24 protein-coding genes and 1 tRNA gene are annotated in these 22,948 nt (G+C 42.6%); 12 read left to right on the top strand and 13 right to left on the bottom strand.

Going from position 1 to position 22,948, the window contains the following annotated elements:
* Window positions 1-142: 142 nt before the first annotated feature.
* The 5 genes from ABFV72_RS06440 to ABFV72_RS06460 form a co-directional block, all read right to left on the bottom strand.
* Entirely contained in the window at window positions 143-1,000 is an 858-nt protein-coding gene (locus ABFV72_RS06440) for a bile acid:sodium symporter family protein (RefSeq protein WP_347162882.1), read from the bottom strand.
* A gap of 388 nt (window positions 1,001-1,388) precedes the next feature.
* Window positions 1,389-1,721 (bottom strand): TIGR01244 family sulfur transferase, encoded by a 333-nt coding sequence (locus ABFV72_RS06445; RefSeq protein WP_057761521.1) that lies wholly within the window; start codon window positions 1,719-1,721, stop codon window positions 1,389-1,391.
* A 66-nt stretch (window positions 1,722-1,787) separates the two neighbouring features.
* On the bottom strand, window positions 1,788-2,114 hold the full coding sequence (locus tag ABFV72_RS06450) for a beta-lactamase hydrolase domain-containing protein (protein WP_057761519.1): 327 nt from the start codon (window positions 2,112-2,114) through the stop codon (window positions 1,788-1,790).
* Window positions 2,115-2,350: 236 nt separating this feature from the next.
* Entirely contained in the window at window positions 2,351-4,054 is a 1,704-nt protein-coding gene (locus ABFV72_RS06455; protein ID WP_347162883.1) for a SulP family inorganic anion transporter, read from the bottom strand.
* Window positions 4,055-4,100: 46 nt separating this feature from the next.
* Window positions 4,101-4,388 carry an ArsR/SmtB family transcription factor gene (locus tag ABFV72_RS06460; protein WP_347162884.1) on the bottom strand — a complete coding sequence of 96 codons (288 nt, stop codon included), beginning with the start codon at window positions 4,386-4,388 and terminating at the stop codon, window positions 4,101-4,103.
* A gap of 363 nt (window positions 4,389-4,751) precedes the next feature.
* Here ABFV72_RS06460 and ABFV72_RS06465 point away from each other — a divergent pair, with 363 nt between their 5' ends.
* The 3 genes from ABFV72_RS06465 to trxA all read left to right on the top strand — a co-directional run bounded on the left by ABFV72_RS06465 (window position 4,752) and on the right by trxA (window position 6,965).
* Window positions 4,752-5,624, top strand: coding sequence for an MBL fold metallo-hydrolase (locus tag ABFV72_RS06465; protein ID WP_114701566.1), 873 nt, complete (start codon window positions 4,752-4,754; stop codon window positions 5,622-5,624).
* Window positions 5,625-5,783: 159 nt separating this feature from the next.
* Window positions 5,784-6,404, top strand: coding sequence for a class I SAM-dependent methyltransferase (locus tag ABFV72_RS06470; RefSeq protein ID WP_347162885.1), 621 nt, complete (start codon window positions 5,784-5,786; stop codon window positions 6,402-6,404).
* A gap of 123 nt (window positions 6,405-6,527) precedes the next feature.
* Window positions 6,528-6,965 (top strand): thioredoxin, encoded by a 438-nt coding sequence (gene trxA / locus ABFV72_RS06475; RefSeq protein WP_347162886.1) that lies wholly within the window; start codon window positions 6,528-6,530, stop codon window positions 6,963-6,965.
* Between the two features lie 187 nt (window positions 6,966-7,152).
* On the opposite strand, the gene ABFV72_RS06480 is transcribed toward trxA, so the two are convergent.
* The 4 genes from ABFV72_RS06480 to ABFV72_RS06495 all read right to left on the bottom strand — a co-directional run bounded on the left by ABFV72_RS06480 (window position 7,153) and on the right by ABFV72_RS06495 (window position 9,582).
* Window positions 7,153-7,548 (bottom strand): hypothetical protein, encoded by a 396-nt coding sequence (locus ABFV72_RS06480; protein ID WP_347162887.1) that lies wholly within the window; start codon window positions 7,546-7,548, stop codon window positions 7,153-7,155.
* A gap of 166 nt (window positions 7,549-7,714) precedes the next feature.
* Window positions 7,715-8,074, bottom strand: a complete 360-nt coding sequence (locus ABFV72_RS06485; protein ID WP_102094089.1) for a SirB2 family protein — start codon at window positions 8,072-8,074, stop codon at window positions 7,715-7,717.
* Between the two features lie 74 nt (window positions 8,075-8,148).
* Window positions 8,149-8,469 carry a BolA family protein gene (locus ABFV72_RS06490; RefSeq protein WP_347162888.1) on the bottom strand — a complete coding sequence of 107 codons (321 nt, stop codon included), beginning with the start codon at window positions 8,467-8,469 and terminating at the stop codon, window positions 8,149-8,151.
* 300 nt (window positions 8,470-8,769) lie between these two features.
* Entirely contained in the window at window positions 8,770-9,582 is an 813-nt protein-coding gene (locus ABFV72_RS06495; protein WP_057761502.1) for a M48 family metallopeptidase, read from the bottom strand.
* Window positions 9,583-10,111: 529 nt separating this feature from the next.
* On the opposite strand from ABFV72_RS06495, the gene ABFV72_RS06500 reads away from it, so the two are divergent.
* Both ABFV72_RS06500 and ABFV72_RS06505 read left to right on the top strand, forming a co-directional pair.
* Window positions 10,112-10,186 (top strand) — tRNA-Gly (locus tag ABFV72_RS06500).
* A 217-nt stretch (window positions 10,187-10,403) separates the two neighbouring features.
* Window positions 10,404-11,810, top strand: coding sequence for a Na+/H+ antiporter NhaC family protein (locus ABFV72_RS06505; protein WP_347162889.1), 1,407 nt, complete (start codon window positions 10,404-10,406; stop codon window positions 11,808-11,810).
* 34 nt (window positions 11,811-11,844) lie between these two features.
* Here ABFV72_RS06505 and ABFV72_RS06510 read toward each other — a convergent pair whose 3' ends face one another.
* On the bottom strand, window positions 11,845-12,750 hold the full coding sequence (locus ABFV72_RS06510) for a LysR family transcriptional regulator (RefSeq protein WP_347162890.1): 906 nt from the start codon (window positions 12,748-12,750) through the stop codon (window positions 11,845-11,847).
* A gap of 137 nt (window positions 12,751-12,887) precedes the next feature.
* Here ABFV72_RS06510 and ABFV72_RS06515 point away from each other — a divergent pair, with 137 nt between their 5' ends.
* From ABFV72_RS06515 to ABFV72_RS06525, 3 genes are all read left to right on the top strand, one after another.
* The gene (locus ABFV72_RS06515; RefSeq protein ID WP_347162891.1) at window positions 12,888-13,268 is read left to right on the top strand and encodes a DoxX family protein; all 381 of its coding nucleotides are present in this window, start codon (window positions 12,888-12,890) and stop codon (window positions 13,266-13,268) included.
* 345 nt (window positions 13,269-13,613) lie between these two features.
* Entirely contained in the window at window positions 13,614-14,327 is a 714-nt protein-coding gene (locus ABFV72_RS06520; RefSeq protein ID WP_347162892.1) for a pirin family protein, read from the top strand.
* A 109-nt stretch (window positions 14,328-14,436) separates the two neighbouring features.
* Window positions 14,437-15,048 carry a nitroreductase family protein gene (locus ABFV72_RS06525; RefSeq protein ID WP_347162893.1) on the top strand — a complete coding sequence of 204 codons (612 nt, stop codon included), beginning with the start codon at window positions 14,437-14,439 and terminating at the stop codon, window positions 15,046-15,048.
* A gap of 184 nt (window positions 15,049-15,232) precedes the next feature.
* On the opposite strand, the gene ABFV72_RS06530 is transcribed toward ABFV72_RS06525, so the two are convergent.
* The 3 genes from ABFV72_RS06530 to nadR form a co-directional block, all read right to left on the bottom strand.
* Complete coding sequence (locus tag ABFV72_RS06530) at window positions 15,233-15,667, bottom strand: DUF962 domain-containing protein (RefSeq protein WP_102091859.1); 435 nt, start codon at window positions 15,665-15,667, stop codon at window positions 15,233-15,235.
* Window positions 15,668-15,888: 221 nt separating this feature from the next.
* Complete coding sequence (gene pnuC / locus ABFV72_RS06535; protein WP_347162894.1) at window positions 15,889-16,620, bottom strand: nicotinamide riboside transporter PnuC; 732 nt, start codon at window positions 16,618-16,620, stop codon at window positions 15,889-15,891.
* A 108-nt stretch (window positions 16,621-16,728) separates the two neighbouring features.
* Window positions 16,729-17,787, bottom strand: coding sequence for a multifunctional transcriptional regulator/nicotinamide-nucleotide adenylyltransferase/ribosylnicotinamide kinase NadR (gene nadR / locus ABFV72_RS06540; protein ID WP_347162895.1), 1,059 nt, complete (start codon window positions 17,785-17,787; stop codon window positions 16,729-16,731).
* Between the two features lie 744 nt (window positions 17,788-18,531).
* On the opposite strand from nadR, the gene ABFV72_RS06545 reads away from it, so the two are divergent.
* The 4 genes from ABFV72_RS06545 to ABFV72_RS06560 all read left to right on the top strand — a co-directional run bounded on the left by ABFV72_RS06545 (window position 18,532) and on the right by ABFV72_RS06560 (window position 22,914).
* On the top strand, window positions 18,532-18,744 hold the full coding sequence (locus ABFV72_RS06545; protein ID WP_057761485.1) for a PspC domain-containing protein: 213 nt from the start codon (window positions 18,532-18,534) through the stop codon (window positions 18,742-18,744).
* A 460-nt stretch (window positions 18,745-19,204) separates the two neighbouring features.
* Window positions 19,205-20,206, top strand: coding sequence for a glycine--tRNA ligase subunit alpha (gene glyQ, locus ABFV72_RS06550; RefSeq protein WP_347163058.1), 1,002 nt, complete (start codon window positions 19,205-19,207; stop codon window positions 20,204-20,206).
* 9 nt (window positions 20,207-20,215) lie between these two features.
* Window positions 20,216-22,309, top strand: a complete 2,094-nt coding sequence (gene glyS, locus ABFV72_RS06555) for a glycine--tRNA ligase subunit beta (RefSeq protein ID WP_347162896.1) — start codon at window positions 20,216-20,218, stop codon at window positions 22,307-22,309.
* Window positions 22,310-22,623: 314 nt separating this feature from the next.
* On the top strand, window positions 22,624-22,914 hold the full coding sequence (locus tag ABFV72_RS06560; protein ID WP_224737782.1) for a hypothetical protein: 291 nt from the start codon (window positions 22,624-22,626) through the stop codon (window positions 22,912-22,914).
* Window positions 22,915-22,948: the final 34 nt, after the last annotated feature.

Below are 22,948 nucleotides of genomic sequence, written 5' to 3' on the forward strand. Positions count from 1 at the left end.
TATTGACCAGTCTATAAACCGAGCTATATTCCTATCATTTAAATCATATTTCAAAAAAACGCCCATCCAATGTTTGGAAGGGCGCTTATTTAGACGGGCACTTATTGAGAAGGGCGCTTTTTATTTCTTACATTCGCTATCATCAGTTCTTGTTTTTGATTAGGAAAATAACGGGCAGCGCAACGACATACATCAGCACACCGTACAAAGCAGCAGGCAGCGCAATAACAGGCAGTGTGCTCACGCCCATGATGATAGGGGCTAAAGTAATAGCCGTCGTGCTATTTTGGATACTGGTTTCTATCGAGATGGTTTTGGTATCATACCAGCTGAGCTTTAGGACTCTAGAGATCGAGATGCTAATAGCGAATAAAATAGCAATGATAAAGATCAGCTCTAAACCAATTTGAGTGAATTGTGATTGTAGTAGTTGCCAGTTGGAGGCAATAGCAGCAAAGACAATTAGTACAAAAAACACGCTAGCCAAGCCGTTAAGCAGACTGCTGCGACGTACCATAAAGTCAGTAAATTTGTGGCGAGCAAGCATACCAAGAGATACGGGCAATGTAGTCAATAAGAACATGACTAAGCCAATCTTTATCGCGCTAATAGAGTTCGCCTGATCTTTCATAAAATGATCAAAAGCCAACGTAATTAAGATAGGCAATGTAATGACCGATAGTATGCTGACCACACCGGTCAACGCGATAGAGAGAGCGACATTTCCTTTGGCATAGTAGGTCAGCATGTTGCTAGTGACGCCGCCAGGGCAAAAACTAATCAGCATAATCCCAAAAGCAATCGCTGGTGGCGGAGCTGTCACCAATACGACTGCTAGCGCAACCAACGGTACCAACACAACTTGATTGATTAAGCCGACAAAGAACGCTTTTGGATATTTGGCAATGACCTTAAAATCACTCAGTTTTAGCCCTGCTCCTAGAGTGAACATAATGTAAGCAAGGGCTAGTGGCAGTAATGCTAGCGCGGTATTATTCATCAAACATTCCTTGTAAAACTAAAATGCCATATCAAGATGGCGTTTTGAAAGTAAATAGCAGCGGGGCAACCTTTGTCACTATACAGCTGCTCACATTCCATGTGTTTTGGTATTTAATCGTCTAGCTATTTAGGTGTCTCAACCACCAAGCTAGATCAAGCCTATCAAATGATAATAGCGGTATTACGCTCGTATAGTAACCCACTTGTCGTGACTATTGAGGTTGGTCGAGGTTGTTGGAAGCTATCGGGAAGTGATTAAGCAGTGACTAGGTAGTGATTGGGCTGTTTATGGTTAATGAAAATTTGAGCATAATGATACGCACAATAAAAAGCCCACAAGATTCTGTGGGCTAAATACTCTAACTGTCTAGTCTGTTTATGCGGTACTAGTCGTCTAGTAAATCCATTTGCTTGGCGGCTTCATAGATACCGTTTGAGCGGTTACCCGTGCGGCAAAAAATCAGCATTGGCTGCTCAGCTTGATTAAAGAAATCTGCAAACGTTTCGACATGAGTTTGATTCAGCTCATTACCTGCAAAAGAAATCTCTTTATAAGCAAGACCAGCTTCTTTGGCTGCTGCTTCGATTTCGGCACTGGTTGGCTGATTTGGCTCTTCACCATCAGGACGGTTGTTGATAATGGTTTTGAAACCATTTTCGGCAATCATAGGCACTTGGTCAGGCGTGATTTGTCCGGTAAAGCTAACTTCATGGCTCATAAGAGCTCCTTTTTTTATTGGTGTTGTTGGGTTTATAAAACGTGTTGGTTCGAGCTATGGTTGCTGTTATAACAGACCTTGCATCAATGCGCTTTGATACAGTAGCTTGGCGCGTGCCCCAGTACCGCAAAACATTAATATAGGCTTAGGCATTGAGTGATAGAAATCGGCAAACTGCTCGACCGTCAGCATACTTAAGCGCTCATCATCAAACGGCAGATGCTGATACGCTAGGTTTGCCTGTTCGGTAGCCGTTGCCAAATCGCAGCTATTAGGCTGTGTCTCAATCTCGGCATCTGGGCGAATATTAAGCACTGAACGATAACCAAGCTCAGCAATCTTAACGCATTGACTTGGATATATTTGCTTATAAATCGTTAAATCATCGGTCATAAAATAGGTTCAGTTATATTTGTTAAGGTATATTTATTATTGATGGTTGGACTAAGAATATCAAAGGACTATGAATCAGCATTTTTTAGGTCGACTTCTAGGTTAATTGATTCCCTATTTAGTGCGTCTAGCATAACACAGGCGCTATCGTAGCGATATTGTGTTGTAGGCGACAATAGTAATTGAGGTTGAGTGAAACTAATGTAGCAGCGACTTTGTTATGAGCAAAATATAGATTACTTTAACGCATCGACAGCATCTAAGGTACTCAGATAGACTTGCCCTGATAGCTCGCTAATCAATGGGGTGTGACCGATGATGTCCATCACAGGACCTTTGATAAAGCTAAAATGTAAGCGCTTGTTTTGCAGCGCAAGCTCTTTATTTAAAGTACTAAGCATTTCTTGGGCGGTCAGATCTATGTGATTGACGGCGGCCATAATCAATATAATTTCATTGGCAGCGGGATATTGCTGCATGGCATTGAGGATGCGTCGATGTACAGATTCACTATTACCAAAGAACAAACTCTCATCGATACGCAACATCAATAAATTGTTAAAAGTTACGACGTCATGGCGATTGATATTACGAAAATGTCCTGTACCGCCCAGCTGACCAACAATGGCGACATGTGGCTTACTCGACTGCCAGATGAGACTGGCGAATGACACCATGAGACCAATGACAAGTCCCGTGTTTAGACCAAATATCAGAACACCGACGAACGCGGCCAAAAAACTAGCACCATCTAAGCGATCGCGCTGCCATGCAGATTTCAACGTCGCAATATCTATCAGGCCAATGATAGAGGCCATAATGGTTGCGCCCAGTAGTGCATAGGGTAGTGGAGCAAGCGCATTGCTAAAGGCTATGAGCGCGGCAATCATTACCAGTACGGTGACGAGACTAGCAAGTGGAGTCTTCGCGCCTGAATCGGCATTGATAGCCGTACGCGAAAAACCTCCTGCAACTGCAAAACTTTGGAACAGTCCACCAGACAGATTGGCCAGCCCAAGTCCAGTCAGCTCGCGATTGGCATCAAAGCTCTCACCGCGCAAACGAGCATAGGTGCTGGCAACTGAACTGCTCGACACAAATATGATCAGTGCCATTAATCCTGCGGTTGGCAATAGCTTCAGCGCTTCTTGTAGGTCTGAGATGTGCGGTAACGTAAAGCTCGGTAGCCCTTGTGGAATACGACCGATGGTCGCCACACCATGTGTGCTCCAATGCAGTGCCATACTGAGTACGATAGCAATGCCAAGTAAAATAAGCGGAAATAAGCGCTCTGCCCATTTGGCATACGACGATGATAGCCACGTCTGCCATATCCATTCACTTGCATAGCGATTGGCAACCAATAGCGCAAATGCGGTAATACCGATAGCTAAGGTTAATGAATGCAGCTGGCTGGCATAGCGTTGCATGGTAGATAGATACCCAATCAAACTATTGCCGGTGACAGGGATGTCTGTCAGATATTTGAGCTGACTGACAAATATAAGGACCGCTGCACCGCTGACAAACCCTGCGGACACACCGCGACTGATAAACTGCATGATCCAGCCAAGTTTTAACCTGCCTGCAATCCATAGCAGTGCACCTACCATCAGTGCCAATAGGCTGGCCATCAGTGCATACTGCTCAGTGCCTTGCTCGGCATAAGGCAGTAGGCCACTGGCGGTCATAATGGCGGTAATGGCAACCGGTCCTACGGCTTGCACGTTGCTAGAGCCGAGCCACGCATAAACGAGGACAGGTACGATCGCTGCATATAGGCCATAGACAGGCGGCAGTCCTGCAAGCACCGCGTAGCCTAGGCTCTGCGGTATGACTAACACGCCCACCACTATGCCTGCGACGAGATCAGTCGGCAACGCTGAGAGCTGGTATTGACGCAGCCAAGCTGGAATCAGACGAGCGACGATAGAGGACATATCAATCACCACAGTAGATAGTACAAATAATTAGGCGAGAGCAGCGTTATTCTGCTTTGGCACAAAAACGTTGATACAGCAGATCGAGTACAGCTAGCGCATCCTCGCTTGCGATACTATAGTAAATTTGCTTACCTTCGCGGCGTGTGGTGACCAGATCGTCTTTGCGCAATATACCCAATTGCTGCGATAAGCTCGGCTGCCCAACCCCGACCAAGTCTTCCAGCTCACCGACGCAATATTCACCTTGGGTCAATTGACAGAGAAGAAGGAGGCGATCAGGGTGCGATAGCGACTTTAGTAGTTGGCTGGCTTGTAGCGATGCTTGCTGCATTTGCTTGGCAAGATCGGCAGGTACTAAATCTGCAGTATCAGATGACCCATCGTCAGTGGGACTGCGAGTAGGTGTACCTTCGGCTGAAATAGAAGTAGTCAGAACAAATTCCTTACATTAGATGGTAACAAATGTCATGATGTTTTGAACAATATATAGTTGATTATCAATGATATCACGCTACATAGCAAGTTATCATTAATTACATTATATAAATTGATAAATTGTATGGTGGTTGTTATATTGGTGGCATCAGATAAGTCGTAGGAACGCATTATATACGACTGAATATCATATTTAAGGGTTAATTAAAGATAAAAATCCCTATGTCCAAAATATGTATAAATAATCAAAGAGGCCGCCATGCAAGTTCATTCTTTTTTAGATAGCGATACAGAAACCTATACCCACGTACTTGCTGATACTGAGCAAAAATTATGCGCCATTGTCGATCCTGTATTGAACTTCGATGCTAAATCAGGCCGAACCAATACTAGCAGTGTCGATGAAGTGATTGAGTTTGTACGTGAGCAAGATTGGACGCTTAAGTACATTATTGAAACCCATGCGCATGCAGATCATTTGTCAGCGGCCATTCATGTAAAAGAAAGCCTTGGTGGACAGTTAGTCATTGGTCAGCATATCACCGAAGTACAAAAAATCTTTAAGCAAATTTTCAACTTCGATACCAGTTTTCGTACTGATGCCAGCCAGTTTGATATTTTGACAGATGAAGGCGAGACCTTAGAGCTTGGCAACATTACTATCACTGCGATGTATGTACCCGGTCATACGCGTGCCGATATGGCATATCTAGCCGCTGATGATGAAAAAACAGTGGTATTCGTTGGCGATACGTTGTTTGCGCCTGATGTCGGTACAGCGCGTTGTGATTTCCCAGGCGGCGATGCCAAAACGCTTTATCAGTCTATTCAGAAGCTGCTAGCACTTCCTGAAGATACCGTCATGTATCTGTGTCATGATTATCCAAGCAAAGGTCGTCAGCATTGCCCAACGACGACAGTAGCCGCGCAAAAACTAGAAAATATTCATGTCAAAGACAGTATAAACGAAGCGGAGTTTGTGCAGATGCGTGAGCGCCGTGATGCGACTTTAGATATGCCCCGCCTTATCATTCCTGCTGTACAAATCAATATCGATGCAGGACATTTTCCAGAGCCAGAAGACAACGGTACACGTTATCTAAAAGTACCGATCAATGTCCTCGGTGGATAAGTTAAACAGTTTAATAAATGAAAATCATTACCCGATGCAGCTCTACGTAAGTGTCGTATGATTGATATCTATAAGAATGCTAACCTATAGACTGTCCATTTTTAGATGCTATGTATGATCAACTGCAAGCGCTAAGGGCTGCAATAACTGGAGAGAGCAATGAACCCTTACGAGCGCTATGTGTTGCCAAAGATGATAGATATTGCCTGTAGTACGGGTAATGTGATGAAAGCGCGTTCTAAAATTGTTCCGCAAGCGCTCGGTAAGGTGTTGGAGATTGGCATTGGTAGCGGTCTGAATTTACAGTTTTATGATGCTAATAAAGTCTCTTCTATTATCGGTGTGGATCCAGCAGCTCAGATGCAGTCGCTGGCTCGTGAGCGTGCAGCTGACATTGGCATTCCGGTTGAAGTGATAGCCGTCGATGTACAAGGTATCCATGCTGATACAGATCAATTTGATACGATTGTGATGACTTTTACCTTGTGCAGTATTGATGATCCAGTAGCGGCGCTTCGAGAAATGGCGCGCGTGTTAAAACCTAACGGTCGCTTACTATTTTGTGAGCATGGACTGGCACCAGACTCTTCTGTTGAGCGTTGGCAGCATCGATTGACGCCTTTTTGGAAGCCTATAGCAGGTGGGTGTCATTTAGATCGCGATATTCCGGCGCTTATTAGAGAAGGTGGGTTTGCTATTGATGAGTTGAGCGAAACGTATTTGCCCGGCCCAAGACCAATGAGCTATGTATATAGCGGTGTGGCACAGCAACTGGCATGAAGGATAAGCCCAATTAACTATGCTAAAATTATTCATGTAATCAATTAACGTAACTAGCTTTTATATAAAATGGTTCATGAACAGTATTTGAAATAACAAAATAATTAGAATAGGAATTAAATAATGAGTGAGCAAAGTTTTCATCTAGTATGCCCACATTGCCAAGCAACCAACCGTATACCTGCTGCACGATTGAGCGCTGCGCCAAAATGCGGTAAATGTGGTCAGCCATTATTGATTGCTAGTCCGCATGAGCTAAATGCGCAAACAGCCAATAAGGTTATCCAAAAAAATGATGTGCTGACTATCGTGGATTTTTGGGCGAGCTGGTGTCAACCTTGCATCATGATGGCGCCAGAGTTCAAGAGCGCTGCTAGCCAATTACCGCAGGTGGTCTTTGCCAAGGTACAAACGGATAAATACGAGCAGGCAGCCGCTCTTTACAATATTCGCAGCTTGCCAACGATGGTTGCTTTTAGAAATGGTAAGGAAGTCGCTCGACAATCAGGCGCGTTACCAAGTCATCAAATCATTCATTGGGTGCAAAGCTTACAGTCGTAGTATTAGTCAGGCTAGATTACTTTTTCTCTAAGCTATCTATCCAAGCGCTCATGTTTTTTTATAAGAAACCGTAGTAATAAAAAAGCCAATATGCGATCTGCATATTGGCTTTTTTGCTGTGTCATGTAATATTTTACGGTGTCATACACTATCTTAATCATTTAGATAGCTTTGCATTTGCTTAAATTTACTCACCATAAATCTTGATGCCATTGGCAAAACTGCAACGCTGAATGCGTGCTGACTGGACAATTGCATCACGCTCACCGTAGAGACGCGATAATTTTGCATCGCGTGCTTTGGTATTGTTGCTCTTGCCTAGACCAAAGCTGATATTCGGTGAGATACCCCAGCGTCCTGCAGAGACGCCAACACCGACGCCTGATGCCGATAGCGTAGATTGCTCATTGCGAGCCGCTTCGACATAGCGGTTGACGCGAGTGTACTCTTGGCTAAGTGCTTGGCAATTATAATTTTGATAAGTACTTGGCGGTACATATTGCGGGGTGATGTTACCAGTAGAGGCACAGCCTGAGAGCACAAAAATGCCAGCTAGTAGTGTCGCTGTCGTAAACGTTTTCATAATGGCTCCAGTAGGCTAAGTGATTGTATTTATATCTATTTAAGATAGCAAAAATAGCGCGATTAAGATATTGAAAATCCATCGATGATGAAAAATTTTCGCATCGTATCATCAACATATCGACAGCTTTCTAAAATGGTTGCTTATTAATAGAGCAAATCGCTTATTAAAATAAGTTTGCGGGTTTGGCAAAAGCAAGTATGACGATACCAATATAGGCAACGGCAGCGATAAGAATACCTGTTTTTCTTTGCACAGGTGTCGCATCAACCTTAAACGCTTTAATACTTGAGCTAATAGCCGCGATAAGTAAAATGATTTTGGCAAACACCCACTGTACAGGGGCGTTGGCACCCATCAATTGCATTAGCATCATCGCACCTGACAGGATAAGCAGGGCATAGATAATATGAGTGGCTATTTTGACCACACGTGGTGCGCGGCGGTCTGCGCTGAGTACTAAGTAGCTTTGATATAAAAATAGCGCAACAGTCAGCGCTGCCATCAGCATATGTAGGTGTTTCATTGAATATTGCTCCCTCTAAAACTGCAGTATATAGGCTAATTTAGAATAGTTAGTTGCGATTCAAACATAGTCGGCTATTTGTTTTGACCAGCACATAATGGACTCGCAGGGCTTTGACCTTGCCATTCTGTCGGAGTATAGGCATGGATAGCGAGGGCATGTACTTGGCCGCCTTGTGAAGTAAGCAAAGGCGTGACTAAGCCATATATCAGCTGATGACGCCCGACCAGTCTTTTGCCTTCAAATGCATCGCTAACGATAGTGAGTTTAAAGTGGCTTTCTTTACCTTCAAAGTAACCGGCATGCGACATCGACTCATTGATCAGTTCGATATGCTGCGGCGCAAGCGCTTGTAATTCGGCATGAAGTGCGTTGGCAGTAGGTGTGATACTCATAACAATCCTTCAGTGTGTTTTGTGCAATTTGATTGAGCAATCTGCAAATAATATTTATCGGTATTATAACAGACACGGTAAATGGGATAGAATGCGATTGCCAAATCGAACAATTGCAAACCTTGCTGATTACAGTGCTTATCAACTACAGTGCTTATCAACTGCAATGCTTGTCAATTATAAAACTTGGCATGTCTGGCTATAACTAAAAAAGCAAAGCACAACGCTTTGGCTGTACTTTGCTTCTATGATATCTAAACATGCATTGCTAAAGCATAAAGGTAGCTAATTAGCTACTTATTAGCGGCGCGACTGTTGATATAGAGGTGTAACTTTTGGCATTAATGACTGTAACTCTGCAATACGGCTGCTGCTCGTTGGGTGAGTGCTGAGGAATTGTGGTGGCTCACCTTGGCTTGCTTTTTGCATTTTTTGCCATAGCGTAACAGCCGCCTGAGGGTTATAACCTGCACGTGCCATCAGCTCAAGACCGATCTGATCAGCTTCACTTTCTTGAGTGCGACTGTGGGGTAGGCTCAAGCCTAAATTACCAGCAGTACCAGCTAACTCAGCCTGTCCTTGTGATAAGCCAAATATACTAGCAGCCAGACCGATACCAGTTTGGGTTGCATACTCGCGTGACAGACGCTCGCGCGAATGCTCACGTAGTGCATGAGAAATCTCATGACCCATGATGGCAGCAATCTCATCATCAGTGAGGTTCAGACGATCGATGATGCCTGAATAAAACATAATCTTACCACCCGGCACCACAAATGCATTTAGATCGTTAGACTTGATGGTGTGTACTTCCCATTGCCATTTGGCTGCATCTGCGCGGTAGACACCAACTTGACCAACCAAGCGGTTCGCAATATTTTTTAAGCGGTTTAGCTGAGCGGTATTGGTATCTAGCACACCTTTTGATTTTGCGTCTTGTATTGTTTTAGCATAGCTTTGAGCAGATAGTGCCAATACTTGCTCACTAGACACCAAGAGCAACTGCTGACGATCAACACCAACTGCGCCAGAATTGGTAGTGCTGGTACAACCAGTTAAGGTCAGTGCTGACAACGAAGCGGCCATCACTGTCGTGGTTAATAACTTCTTCATAAAATATCCTCTCGATAAGATGGAACAACATAAAGTCAAACAAGTTAAAAAATAGTGCAGCAGATGTTGGAGCCGTGTTTATTAATCTTTTAGTAGTGCTCATTTATCCGCTTAAACAGTAAAAGTTTACCTTAACTGCCATTGGACATAAGTATAATAATGTTAACTATCTAAAACCAAGATAGGAAAAGTAACAATAAAGCGTATGATTGTAAGTGCGATATGTTTTTATTAGAGTGAAAATAGTGAGCTTTTCCTTTATCGATTGTCTTATGACCACTATGAAGCTAAAGGAAGTAGAGCTCAGACTTAAAGTTCTATAATTAATGTGAAATATTTTTCATTTAATTAAAATTAATTCCTGTTTTTAAATCAATTGCTTATGTTGATTTATCCGATAAAAAGGGCATTTAGCTAAAAATATTAGAAATAAATTCTAAAAAAGGTGTTGACACCCACAGAATATTTGCTAAAATAGCCAGCCTATCGAGACGGAGTAGTTGTTAACAACGCTACGGATTGATACTAAGCGGGAATAGCTCAGTGGTAGAGCATAACCTTGCCAAGGTTGGGGTCGAGAGTTCGAATCTCTTTTCCCGCTCCAAATATGGCTTGAAAAAGCGCAAAAAGCCTCACTTCACAGTGAGGCTTTTTTTTATGTGTAAAATCTGTCCTAAGCCAGCAAATAGTGGAAATATAGAAAGCAAAAACTAGAGCCAACTATAAGTAGGACAGAGGTTATCAATATTCAGTGTTGAAAAACAGATGCGCACACCAGAATACCTGAACGAATTAAACCTATAGCAACATAAGGGTATCCAATGCCACCAAAACCCCTCACATTAATCAGTGCCAAGCTCGCCTTTATCATATCCGCCATCGTCATCGGTATCATGGGCATCACCATGATCGGCTTTGGCTGGGTGCCGCACCTGTCTCTTATCTTGGCTATCTGTGTGCTACTGGCTATCGGTATGTACAAAGGACTCAGCTTTGATGACATGCAAGCGCAAATGGCCTCAGGTGTTATGCGTGGTATCGGTGCTATCTATTTGTTCTTCTTTATTGGACTGATGGTTGCGGCTCTGATGATGTCAGGCGCTATACCTACACTCATGTATGTAGGCTTTCAGCTGATCTCACCTGAGTATTACTATATCTCTGCTTTTATCTTAACCTCTATTATCGGTATTGCTCTAGGTAGTAGTTTGACGACTGCAGCTACCTTGGGCGTGGCGTTTATTGGTATGAGTAATGCCTTTGATGCCAATGTGGCAATAGCAGCAGGGGCAGTGGTATCAGGTGCATTCTTTGGTGATAAGATGTCGCCATTGTCGGATACTTGTACTATTGCGTCTTCGGTTGTTGGTATCGATCTGTTTGAGCACATTCACAATATGATGTATACGACAGTCCCTGCATGGATATTGACGGTTATCTTGTTTTGGATGTTTTCAGGACAGACGACCAGTGCTGATCTGAGTCAAGTGACTATATTACAAGGTCAGTTGATAGACAGTGGTTTGGTACATGGGTATTCGGTACTGCCATTTGTGGTATTGGTTGGGTTAGCCCTGTTTCGGGTCAATGCGATTTATACGATTATCTGTACGATTGCCGCGGCACTTATTATTACTTATGTACATAGCTCACCAAGCTTTGGTCAATTGGGTGGTTATCTGTTTGCAGGCTATGCACCTGCTGAGTCATTAGAGTTGGGTGAGGTAGGTGGTATGCTGTCGCGTGGCGGTGTACAGAGTATGTTCTTTACTCAGGCGATTGTGATACTGGCATTAAGCTTAGGTGGTCTATTGACCGCATTAGGGATTCTACCAGCACTGTTATCTGGTATTAAGGATACACTCACGACATCAGGACGAGCGATATTTGCCGCAGCGATGTCGGCACTGAGCATTAACGTGCTGATCGGTGAGCAGTATTTGAGTATTCTACTGTCAGGTACGGCCTTCCGGTCAACGTTTGAGCGTCTACATTTACATCCTAAGAATTTGTCGCGGACGATTGAGGATGCAGGAACAGTGATTAATCCATTAGTGCCTTGGAGTGTGTGCGGGGTGTTTATCAGTCAGGCGTTAGGGGTGCCAGTATTAGATTACTTGCCTTATGCATTCTTCTGTTATTTGTCATTGCTATTGACGCTACTGTTTGGGTTTACGGGGCTGACGATTAGTAGAGTGAAAGAGGGGACGGCGCCCCAAAATCAATAGCAATTGATATTGTTATGGATAATAGAAGTGTTGATTAATACTGATCCCAGTACGGATTGTCACCGAATTGCTCGGCAATAAAATCAATCAAGTAACGACAACGCTGCGACAAAAAACGATTCTTTGGATAAACAGCATAAGCGGTTAGGGTTGGCAATTGATAGTGTTGGAAGACAGGTACAAGCTCGCCAAGTGCCAGTTGTTTATAAGCAATAAAAGTCGGTACAAAGGTAATCCCATGTCCTTTGACTGCCAAATCCACTAAGAACTCACCATTGGTGGCTTTGATTTTGGCATCTATCGTACGATGATGACTTCTGCCTTCAGTATCCACCAAGTTTATACTATTGGTTTGACCGAGACTGTATTGCAAAAGCGCATGGTTGTCTAAATCGTCTAGCGTCTCAGGCATGCCCATTCTTGCCAAATAATCGGGACTGGCGCAAATCACACAACGAATCAATGCCAACTTTTTTGCTTGATAGCTAGAATCTTGTAGCTCGCCGATTCGAATGGCCAACTCATAGCCTTCTTCAATCAAATCAATACGTCGGTCAGAAAAATCCAGATCGAATCTCAGATTGGGATGTTTATTGGCGTATTTATCAATTACATCGTTCAGATGCATGAGTCCAAAGGACAACGGCGCTGTCATTTTTAGCGTACCTTCAATACGCATGGGAGCATCAGTAGCATGCTCATTGACAGCGTCAACGGCACGCAAGATATTGTTCACTTGCTGATAATATTGCTCACCAGCTTGCGTCAATTTAGATTGGCGGGTAGTACGGTTGATTAATTGACTGCCTAAACGCTCTTCCAATTCTTTAAGTCGGCGACTGACTGCTGATTTTGCAATATTTAACTGTTCAGCAGCCTTCGTAATACTACCTGCCTCAACAATGCGTACAAACATCGCCATGTCTTCTAATTGACCCATTATCGATGCCTCATGATTGTTCTTACCCCAAGAACTTATATTTGTGATTATTGCTGTTTATCCCATGCTAGTCAACGCCTATAATCGCGCTATTCTCTACTTAGAGACATGATTAAACACACTTTTGGAGCATTATTATGGACAAATTACAGCAATTTAGCGCACCGCTCGGTCGTCTATTATTATCAATCATTTTCATCTTTGCAGGCGTTGGTAAAATCACAGATTATGTGACTACTCAAGGCTATATGGAGTCAGTAGGTGTGCCTGGTATGTTACTACCGTTGGTAATCGCGTTTGAGGTACTAGGTGGTATCGCTATCTTGCTAGGTTATAAAGCTCGGCCAATCGCTTTTTTGTTTGCTGGGTTTAGCATCGTGTCAGCTATTCTTTTTCATCAGTTCTGGACTGACGAATCACAGATGATCTCATTTATGAAAAACATTTCAATCGCAGGTGGGTTTTTGATGATTTTTTCTCATGGTGCGGGTGCTTACTCAATAGACAATAAGCGATAAACAATCAGTAGCTGAGTTACCTCTTATACGCTTACGAAGAACAATTATAAAGAGGTAGTTTAAATAAAGAGCGTCATGAACATTTTCACAGAAAATCTCAACAGCAGACAATTTTTTATATAAGCATAACTTAAAGTAATTTATATAAAATTAGCTGTGCTAATATATGTAAAAAATCTGTATTACGTTAAAATTGCTCTGATTGTTCTACAAAACAGAATAGTTAATTGCATTTAGCGTTGTTTATCTATGTAGAATTAGTAATTATAATAAGCCCATTGTTTAAATAGATTAATCGATAATAAGTATATAGAGGATTAATCTGTTGATAGCTAAGGACGAATTATGAAAACAATCTATCATGCAGCAGACTCACGTGGCGATGCCAATCATGGCTGGCTTAAAAGCAGACATACTTTTAGCTTTGCCAATTACCATAATCCTGAACGTATGGGCTTTGGTGCATTACGCGTTGTTAATGATGATTTTGTCATTGGCGGTCAGGGATTCGATAAGCACTCGCACCGAAACATGGAGATTATCAGTATTCCTCTATCCGGCAAGCTCGCTCATGGCGACAGTATCGGCAACGAGGGCGTCATAGAAACTGGTGAAATTCAAGTAATGTCAGCGGGTACAGGCATTACCCATAGTGAAATGAACGGTGACGATGCAGAGGCTGTGAGGTTTTTGCAAATTTGGGTGAAACCAAACAAAATGGATGTCGCACCGCGTTATCAGCAAGTGCATATGGGCGATATCATGCGACCTAACGAGTTTAGCCAAGTGCTATCACCTAATGCTGATGATGCAGGGGTTTGGATTCATCAAGATGCTTGGTTTAGCATGGGTGGTTTCGACGAAGGTGTATCGCAAACTTATCAGTTAAATAATCCTAACAACGGTGTCTACGTATTTGTCCTCAGCGGTGAAGTCGTGATAAATGGTAATACTTTGGTTAGTAGAGATGGTTTGGCTATTTGGGATACTGCGAGCTTTGATATAGACGTAAAAGAAACCGCAAAAGTATTGGTGATGGAAGTGCCGCTTTTTATGTAGTCATTGAGAAGCAAAGCGATTTATCAATTAAAGTACTCATACCAGTAAATATTGACGCTAAAAATTATTTTTATTAACAACTATTTTACTAACCACATGGAGAAACACTATGTCAGATTTAACAACATTACAGCAGCTAGCAGAAAAACGTCGTTCTATCTATGCGCTAAGCAATCAGCTACCAGTAGCTAATGACGAAATCGTAAAAATAGTTGAACATGCTATTTTGCACACGCCATCGTCGTTTAACTCACAATCGACGCGTATCGTTGTATTGTTTGGCGATGATCATCGTAAATTGTGGGATATGACTGAAGATACGTTACGCGAAATCGTTGGTGACGAAGAGAAGTTCAAATCGACCAAAGAGCGTGTCAATGGTTTCCGTAACGGTGCTGGTACTGTATTGTTTTTTGAAGATCAAGCAGTCGTCAGAGGCATGCAAGAAGCAGCGCCACTATATGCTGACAACTTCCCAATCTGGGCAAGTCAAACCAGCGCCATGCATCAGTATGTTATCTGGACGGCACTAGCCAGTATCGATGTTGGCGCAAACTTACAGCATTACAATCCAGTAATCGATCAAAAAGTAGCTAGCGCTTGGGATATCGACAAAGACTGGACACTAAATGCACAATTGGTATTTGGAACGATTGAGCAGCCAGCGGGCGAAAAAGTATTTAAGCCAGTCGAAGAGCGTATGAAAGTGTTTGGTGCTTAAGGTAAGTTAGTTTATTCTATTTTATATAGTCCTGAAAGCTTATGTAAAACAGAAAGCGCCACTCAGTAATCTCTGGGTGGCGTTTTTTGTTAGTGACATTATTTTGTTAAGGGTAAAGGTTGTAGATGTTATCAATAGCATACAGCTACGTTAAATTTCTACAAAATTACGTAGAGACCAACGACTATTTGCGTTGCATCAAACTATTAGCCACCCATGCTGGACCGATTAATAAAAACTGTAAATCTTTAAAGAAAGAAGGTTTTTTGCCTTCGATTTTATGTCCTATGAACTGGCCAATCCATGCAACGACAAATACCGCTGCCCATGCTTTAAAGCCCCATGGCATCGCTGCCATCACTGATAGACAGATAAGAATAAACATCCCCATCGCTAAAAACAGTGGCGTAGATAAACGCATATAAAACAATAATACTAATGCGCTTAGTACCAAGGTAAACCACACGGATAGCGACATGCCCATACCTAGCAGACTGACAAAGATGGTTGGCACACATAGCCAATGGATTTTTTTATTCACCAAGTTTTGGTGACTGACAGAGTATTCACTAAGCCATTGCTCTAGCGTACGTTTGGACATTTTTGGTTGACGAGACATACTAACCTCCCTGTTAGTAAATAAGATAAGTAACTCATACTCGCTAATGGACTCGCTACTGATCTCAGTATGAATATGATTGTTAACATTAGTTGTAGCACTAATTGCGCCTGTCTACCATGTTATCTGATAGACGGCACAGTCAAGTTTACTCGTACTATTGATACTATATCAGCAAGATTTTATTCAAACTCCCAAGGGGTTTTTCTACAAGAAACGCATCATCCCTGCTCGCTGCGATGCCATTCATACAGGCCGATAAAGGCATTTACTTGATACACCATAGTCTGAATAGCAAAGATATAGTTGCCAGACATCAGATTCACAATGAGCCAGACAAAGTTGACGATAATCCATAACCACCAATTAAATGAATAACGCAGAATCATAGCTGCCTGAGCGGTAATAGAAAGCACAAAGGCAATGACGTTAATCCAAAAGAAAGAGATAAATCCCAAAAACAGGCTGTTATCATCCTGTACGACCGCATAATCATAGCTCGCTAATAAATCATTTACCGTAGGGAACAGTGCAAGTCCAACGATGATGAAGGCAGCGGTAATTAACCAAACAGCTTTACTTGCTGATTTAGGTATCATGTCGCCATCAGGGTCGGTATGCTTTGACCAATAGAAGATACCGTAAACATGGGTAAAAAAGTTAAATAGTGGAGCAAGCATCAAACCAACTGCGCCAGACGTTGCCTGTACGATTACTTCGCCAGCCGTTGCCCCCATACCGAAGCCGTTGCCCATGACGTTCTTGCGGAATGATAGCGAGACCACGCAAACCAAACCAATGAACGAGACCGCTAAATAAAACCAATCAAGCGTGGTATGGTCTGTCGTGAGCCAAAAACCTGCGGATAAGGCAATAACACCGCAAATAAACCAAATGATAATCCATTGCATCGCCCATTTTCCGGTGATGTTGTCCAATAGCTGAATACGCATCGCTTTTCCCCTAAAGTAAATACTGATATCAATATAGTGCTAACTACCATGTGCTAGTTAAATAAAGTGTGCTAGTGAATAAATTATTATAAATATGCTCAGTACAGTTTATGATTTTTTGCCATAGATATATTGATCAATCAATAACAATGCTTGCTGATAGCGAGCGTCATAGTCGGGCTGATCAATCATATGCGGTGCAATATCGTGACGCGCAAAAATATCCATCAAACGCTGCTCAAAGCGTCCACGCGCTTCAGGCGTGCCCAAAGATCGCATACCATCATCAACCCATGGCGTATTGTTATCTAGCATGATGGTGTGGTCTAAACGAAACTCATCAATACAAGCAGCCACAAAGGGATGCGTGCGACCCTCATACTCTTCACAAAATGCTTGCGTAGTGACAAAGTCAGTATCAACGATGGTGATAGGGGCCGTTGCATTGGCTTTAGCTTCTCGAATTGCCTCAGCATGATCAAGACAAATAGGGCTATAATCACTGTACTGTAATCCAACCTCGCTACCACCCAAATCTGTACCGACATACAGACGCCCCATCTCTAAGGCAAAGCTGGCACCATAATAATTGGCAAGCTTATGGACTAGCGTTGTCTTACCTGAGCTTTCACCGCCGACGATAGCGACAGTCTTGGTGTAGTCGACGCGCGCTTGCGGATGAAGTGCTGACCAGTGGGCGACTGGATCACGCGCAATCGCATAAGAGTCAAATTCAGACTGTAGCGGCGTGGTAACGACTGGCAAAAGCAGCTGCTCTTGTATGTCATTGCGAGTGAGCGGATGGTCGTCTGCCATAAACAATACAGTCTCTGCTGATAGTGATAGTGCGTCCATTAAACGTTGCAATTTGGCATTACTAGCAGCGACATCGATACTGACATCATCACTGGCACTATACAGATGTTCGTGCAGCGGTAGCTTTATCTCATGGGTAGTATGAATATGAATAAAGGGTAAATCGGCACAGGCCATCTGTAGCCAGCGCGCTTTGTCTTGTAAGGTGATAGTAAAATCTGGATGAGGCGATGGATGCGCCATAATGACGATATGTAAGGTTTTGGCTTGTCCTGCTGCATCCAATATGCTGCGCATCTGCCCTAAGTGCAGGGGCTCGAAATGTCCAATCATCAATCCAGTGTCGTACATAGTTATCCTTATTATTTTTTTTATTTTACTCTCAGTGCTCTATGTCTATTCCAAAAAATATGGCTGATGCTGTCTAAGTTAAATGATCCAAACTAGACATCTATCAAGCTCCAAAGTAGACACCTATTAAGAATCGTAATACCAGCCACGTCTTTACTTTTAATATTCTTCGTAAAGGTGTTTTTATCTAACGTTGAGCGGTGTTCTAGCTTTCATCATAGAACATCTGAAAACCTAATTTGCTTATCAGCATGGTATAAAGGTTTTGGATGATTTGCAGGTGGGTTATTGTAAAAATAAGGTATATCGCACGTACACGGAATTGCAGATTTTTAATTGAGGATTTTTTAACTGAGTAAAATTGGTTAGCTAAAATATTATTCAGACTATTAAAATTTTCACTCGATTTTAGCGTTATAAAGCAAGCTTATCTCTTTGATTAAATTAAAAATAACGAGATACGTGAAGCTAAATTGCAAGGTTATAGCAACAAAGGCGGTTTTGAAACATTTTGAAATAACTATTTAAAATCAGAGGCTTGCATGGTGCTATGACAGATTAGGGTAAGCTTGAGTAGCATAAACTCACAAAGTACTGCTATACCTTCAACAGATAAATCCTGAATTATTGATATACTGATTCGTAAGTTAGCAAAGCAAGATAATGTTTTGGCTAAATACGTAAGACAATCAGAAAAATAGAATAAAAAAATAAACAAGAATAGAAAATAGAGAGGTATTTGATTTGGCTAAGTTAGCAAAATTACATCGCTCACCAAATAATCGCATGATAGCAGGTGTGATGGGTGGCATTGCAGAGTATGCTGGTTGGTCGCCAACATGGGTGAGAGTATTATTTGTCATTATCTCATCGTTAAGCGCAGCAGTACCAGGCATTTTAATTTATATCATCCTATGGATAATCATGCCAAAAGCTAATAGTCAGTCTTATCAATAATAGGAGCCTGATAATTATTTTTAAGATTAGCTTTATTAAGTCAGTTAAAGAGTCAAGTTTAAGTTAGACGTAGTTGCTAAAAGCAGTAGACCTCTAAAAAATAAAAAGCCTGATCAATCAGGATGCCCAAGATACAATTTTCCTCCTGCCCGAATGCTAGCGCATTTGGGTATTTTTTTATTTATTGTATTAATGCGACTTCCATGATGGTTTGCCTAGAAATACGCTATACAACTGAGGTTTTGTGCCCACTATGCAAATTTAGTTGATGTAAATATGGATAAAATAGTTAATTTTTAGTAAGGTGAGCAGGCAGATAGAGTCGTTGCCGAATAGGTCGCGCGAGCGCTATCAGAGATTTATTTAATAATACTCATTTCACAGTGGCTTTACTATGAAAACCGAAACTATGACATCCCAAGCGATAACCCCGATGACACAAGATAAAGACTCTCAACCGATGACTTTTCAGGATTTAATCTTAACTTTGCAAAATTATTGGGCCGATAAAGGCTGCGTTGTATTGCAGCCCTACGACATGGAAGTCGGTGCAGGTACTTTTCATACCGCGACGTTTTTGCGCTCGTTAGGTCCTGAGCGTTGGAATGCAGCGTATGTACAGCCATCACGTCGTCCTACTGACGGGCGCTATGGTGATAATCCGAACCGCCTGCAGCATTATTATCAGTTCCAAGTCGTATTGAAGCCGAATCCACCGAACATCCAAGAGCTGTATTTAGACTCACTACGAGCCATTGGTATTGATCCATTGGTGCATGATGTGCGCTTTGTAGAAGACAACTGGGAGTCGCCAACGCTTGGTGCGTGGGGACTTGGTTGGGAGATTTGGTTAAACGGTATGGAAGTCACGCAGTTCACCTACTTCCAGCAAGTCGGTGGTATCGAGTGCTTCCCAGTCACTGGCGAAATCACTTACGGACTTGAGCGCTTGGCCATGTATGTACAGGGCGTCGATAGCGTTTATGATTTGGTCTGGGCAGACGGTGAATTTGGCCGTGTCACGTATGGCGATGTTTTTCATCAAAACGAAGTCGAGCAGTCTACCTATAACTTTGAGCACGCTGATGTGCCAATGATGGGCGAGATGTTTGATTTTTATGAGCAGCAAGCAGACAAATTGGTCGATGCAGGATTGCCGTTGCCTGCTTATGAGATGGTGTTAAAAGCCTCTCATGCGTTTAACTTGCTCGACGCACGTGGTGCGATTTCAGTCACAGAGCGTCAACGTTTTATCCTGCGTGTACGCACACTTGCTCGTAAGGTTGCCTTTGGTTATGTCGAAGCTCGTGCCAAATTAGGCTTCCCGTTGGCTGATGAAGAACATCGCCAAGCCGCGCTTGATAAGTATTTGCCAAAAGAAGACGTGTCAAAAGACAGCTTAGCAGCAGACAACTCAGCAAAAGAAACTACTGACACTAATCAATCTACTAACGATAAATAGGAGCATCCCATGAGTACTATTCTATTTGAACTGGGGTGTGAAGAGCTACCTCCAAAGAGCCTAAAACCACTACGTGATGCGCTACAAGCCAGTATCACTGAGCAATTAACTGCAGCAGATATCACCTTTGATAGTATCAAAGCCTTTGCTGCTCCGCGCCGTTTGGCAATTCAGATTCAAGGTATTAGCGATAAGCAGCCTGATCGTACTGAGCAAAAACGCGGACCAGCGATTAAAGCAGCGTTTGATGCAGAGGGTAATCCAACACGTGCGGCGATGGGTTTTGCGAAAGGATTAGGTATTGAAGCTAGTGAGCTTACGACGATTAATACCGACAAAGGTGACTACGTAGGTTTTGAGCAGACTATTCGTGGTCAAGCGACCACTGAGTTACTGCCTGCTATTTTTCAGACCGCGCTAGATAATTTGCCAATTGCTAAGCGTATGCGCTCAGGTGCTAGCCGTGATGAGTTTGTGCGTCCAGTACAGTGGGCAGTATTGATGCAGGATGATACTGTCATCGATACCACTATCCAAGGTCATCAGACTGGTATACAAACGCGTGGTCATCGCTTCCACAGCTCTGATTATCACAATATTGCTCATGCCAATGATTATGAGCAATTGCTAGACGGCCTAAAAGTAGTAGCAGATTTTGATAAGCGTCAAATGCTGATCAAAAACCAAGTTAAAGCATTGGCAGATGAAGTTAATTCTGATGCCATCGTACCGCAAGATTTGTTAGATGAAGTTACCGCATTGGTCGACTTCCCAATTGCGCTAAGAGCAAGCTTTGAAGCGCGCTTTTTACAAGTACCGCAAGAAGCGCTTATCTCGACCATGCAAGCGGATCAAAAATATTTCTGCTTAACCGATAAAACTGGCAAATTGCAGCCGTATTTCATTTTTATTACCAATATTGAATCAAAAGATCCTAACCAGATTATTGAAGGTAATGAAAAAGTTGTACGTCCACGTTTGGCTGATGCAGAGTTTTTCTTCTTGCAAGATCAAAAGCAGCCATTGTTTGCGCTCACAGAAAGCCTAAAAAATCGCGTATTCCAAGACAAACTGGGTACGATTTGGGAGAAGTCTGAGCGTATTGCCAAGCTAGCAGCATTCATCGCTACATTGATGCAGCAGCAAGGCCACGGTATCAATGTTGATGAAACCGTACGTGCAGGTATTTTATCTAAAGCAGATTTGGCCAGCTCGCTCGTCGGCGAGTACCCTGAATTGCAAGGTATCGCAGGTACTTATTATGCGCGTCTAAACGATGAGCCTGAAGCGGTTGCAGCCAGTTTAGAAGAGCAATATCTGCCTAAGTTCAGTGGCGATGTATTACCACAAACACCGATTGGTATTTGCTTAGCGTTAGCTGATCGTTTGGATACATTGGTTGGTATTTTTGCGATTGACCAAGCACCAACGGGTTCAAAGGATCCGTTTAGCTTACGTCGTTCTGCTATTGGTATCTTGCGTATTTTGATCGAAAAGCAGTTGCCGATTAATCTGGTAGCGCTCGTTGAGCAAGCGATTAAAGGCTATAGCGATGCTGAAGGTAGCAAGATTGCCAAAATGGGTGATACTTTTACCCAAGTCATGGCATTCCTAAACTCGCGCTACCGTGCGATGTATACAGAGCAGGGCGTTAGCGTCGATACGATTCAGGCAGTACAAGCGATTAACCCGCATATGCCGCTTGATTTTGATCAGCGTATCCGTGCAGTGCAAGCATTTAGCGAGCTATCACAAGCGTCGATGTTGGCTGACTCAAACAAGCGTGTTGCTAATATATTGGCCAAGTCAGAAGTGAGCGTTGCTGATACAGTCGATGAAGCGCTACTGTCTGAACCTGCTGAGCAAAATTTATATGCGAATGTGAAGCAAGCACAGACAGTGGTACAACCATTGCTTGAGCAAGCTGACTATACGCAAGTATTGCAAACGCTGGCTAGCTTAGATGAGCCCTTGACCCAGTTCTTTGATCAAGTAATGGTCAATAGTGAAGATGCTGCGCTTAAAAACAATCGCTTGGCATTGCTAAAGCAGGTTCGCGCCTTGTTCTTGACGGTAGCTGATATTAGCGAGCTACAACTGTAATCCTGCTAAAAGCTGATTGTTATTTTCATTTGATAGTTACTTTAACCTGATTGTTGTTTTAAATTGACGGTTACTTTTGATAAAAAACCTGGCTTATCATGGCCAGGTTTTTTGTTATGCAGTTGACTGGTTTACTTATACAGTTATCCGTTAGATATAACCAGTCAGTTAGCGCAATTAGCAATTAAACGGTAAAGGCATTGTATTATCGCTATTATTGACGGTAAAATTTATGCTATCAAAACGTCTTAAATAATCTTATTTAGTAGATTTTATTATTTCTCGCGTTTACCCGTAATCGAAGGAGCACTGCCGTGTTTGCTGTTATTATCGTCATCCTTATTATTTGGGCTTCAATGTGGGCTTTTTATAAGTTTATGTACCCGCGTGCACCTAAGAGTATGATGCCAAAAGAAGGGGATGTGACCACTCCGCGTCAGTGCAATTTCTGTGGCAACAGCTTGGCTGAATATCGCGGTGTACTTGAAACCAAACCAAGTACAGCTACCGATGGCAATGTTGAAGCGAACCAAGAGTTATTCTTTTGCAATTATGAGCATCAGGCAGACTTTCATGCAGGCAAGACCTACACGCCTTATGCATAAATAGATAAATGATTGACCATAAAAAAGCGCCTAA

Source organism: Psychrobacter proteolyticus, assembly GCF_039762275.1.
Lineage (GTDB): Bacteria > Pseudomonadota > Gammaproteobacteria > Pseudomonadales > Moraxellaceae > Psychrobacter > Psychrobacter proteolyticus_C.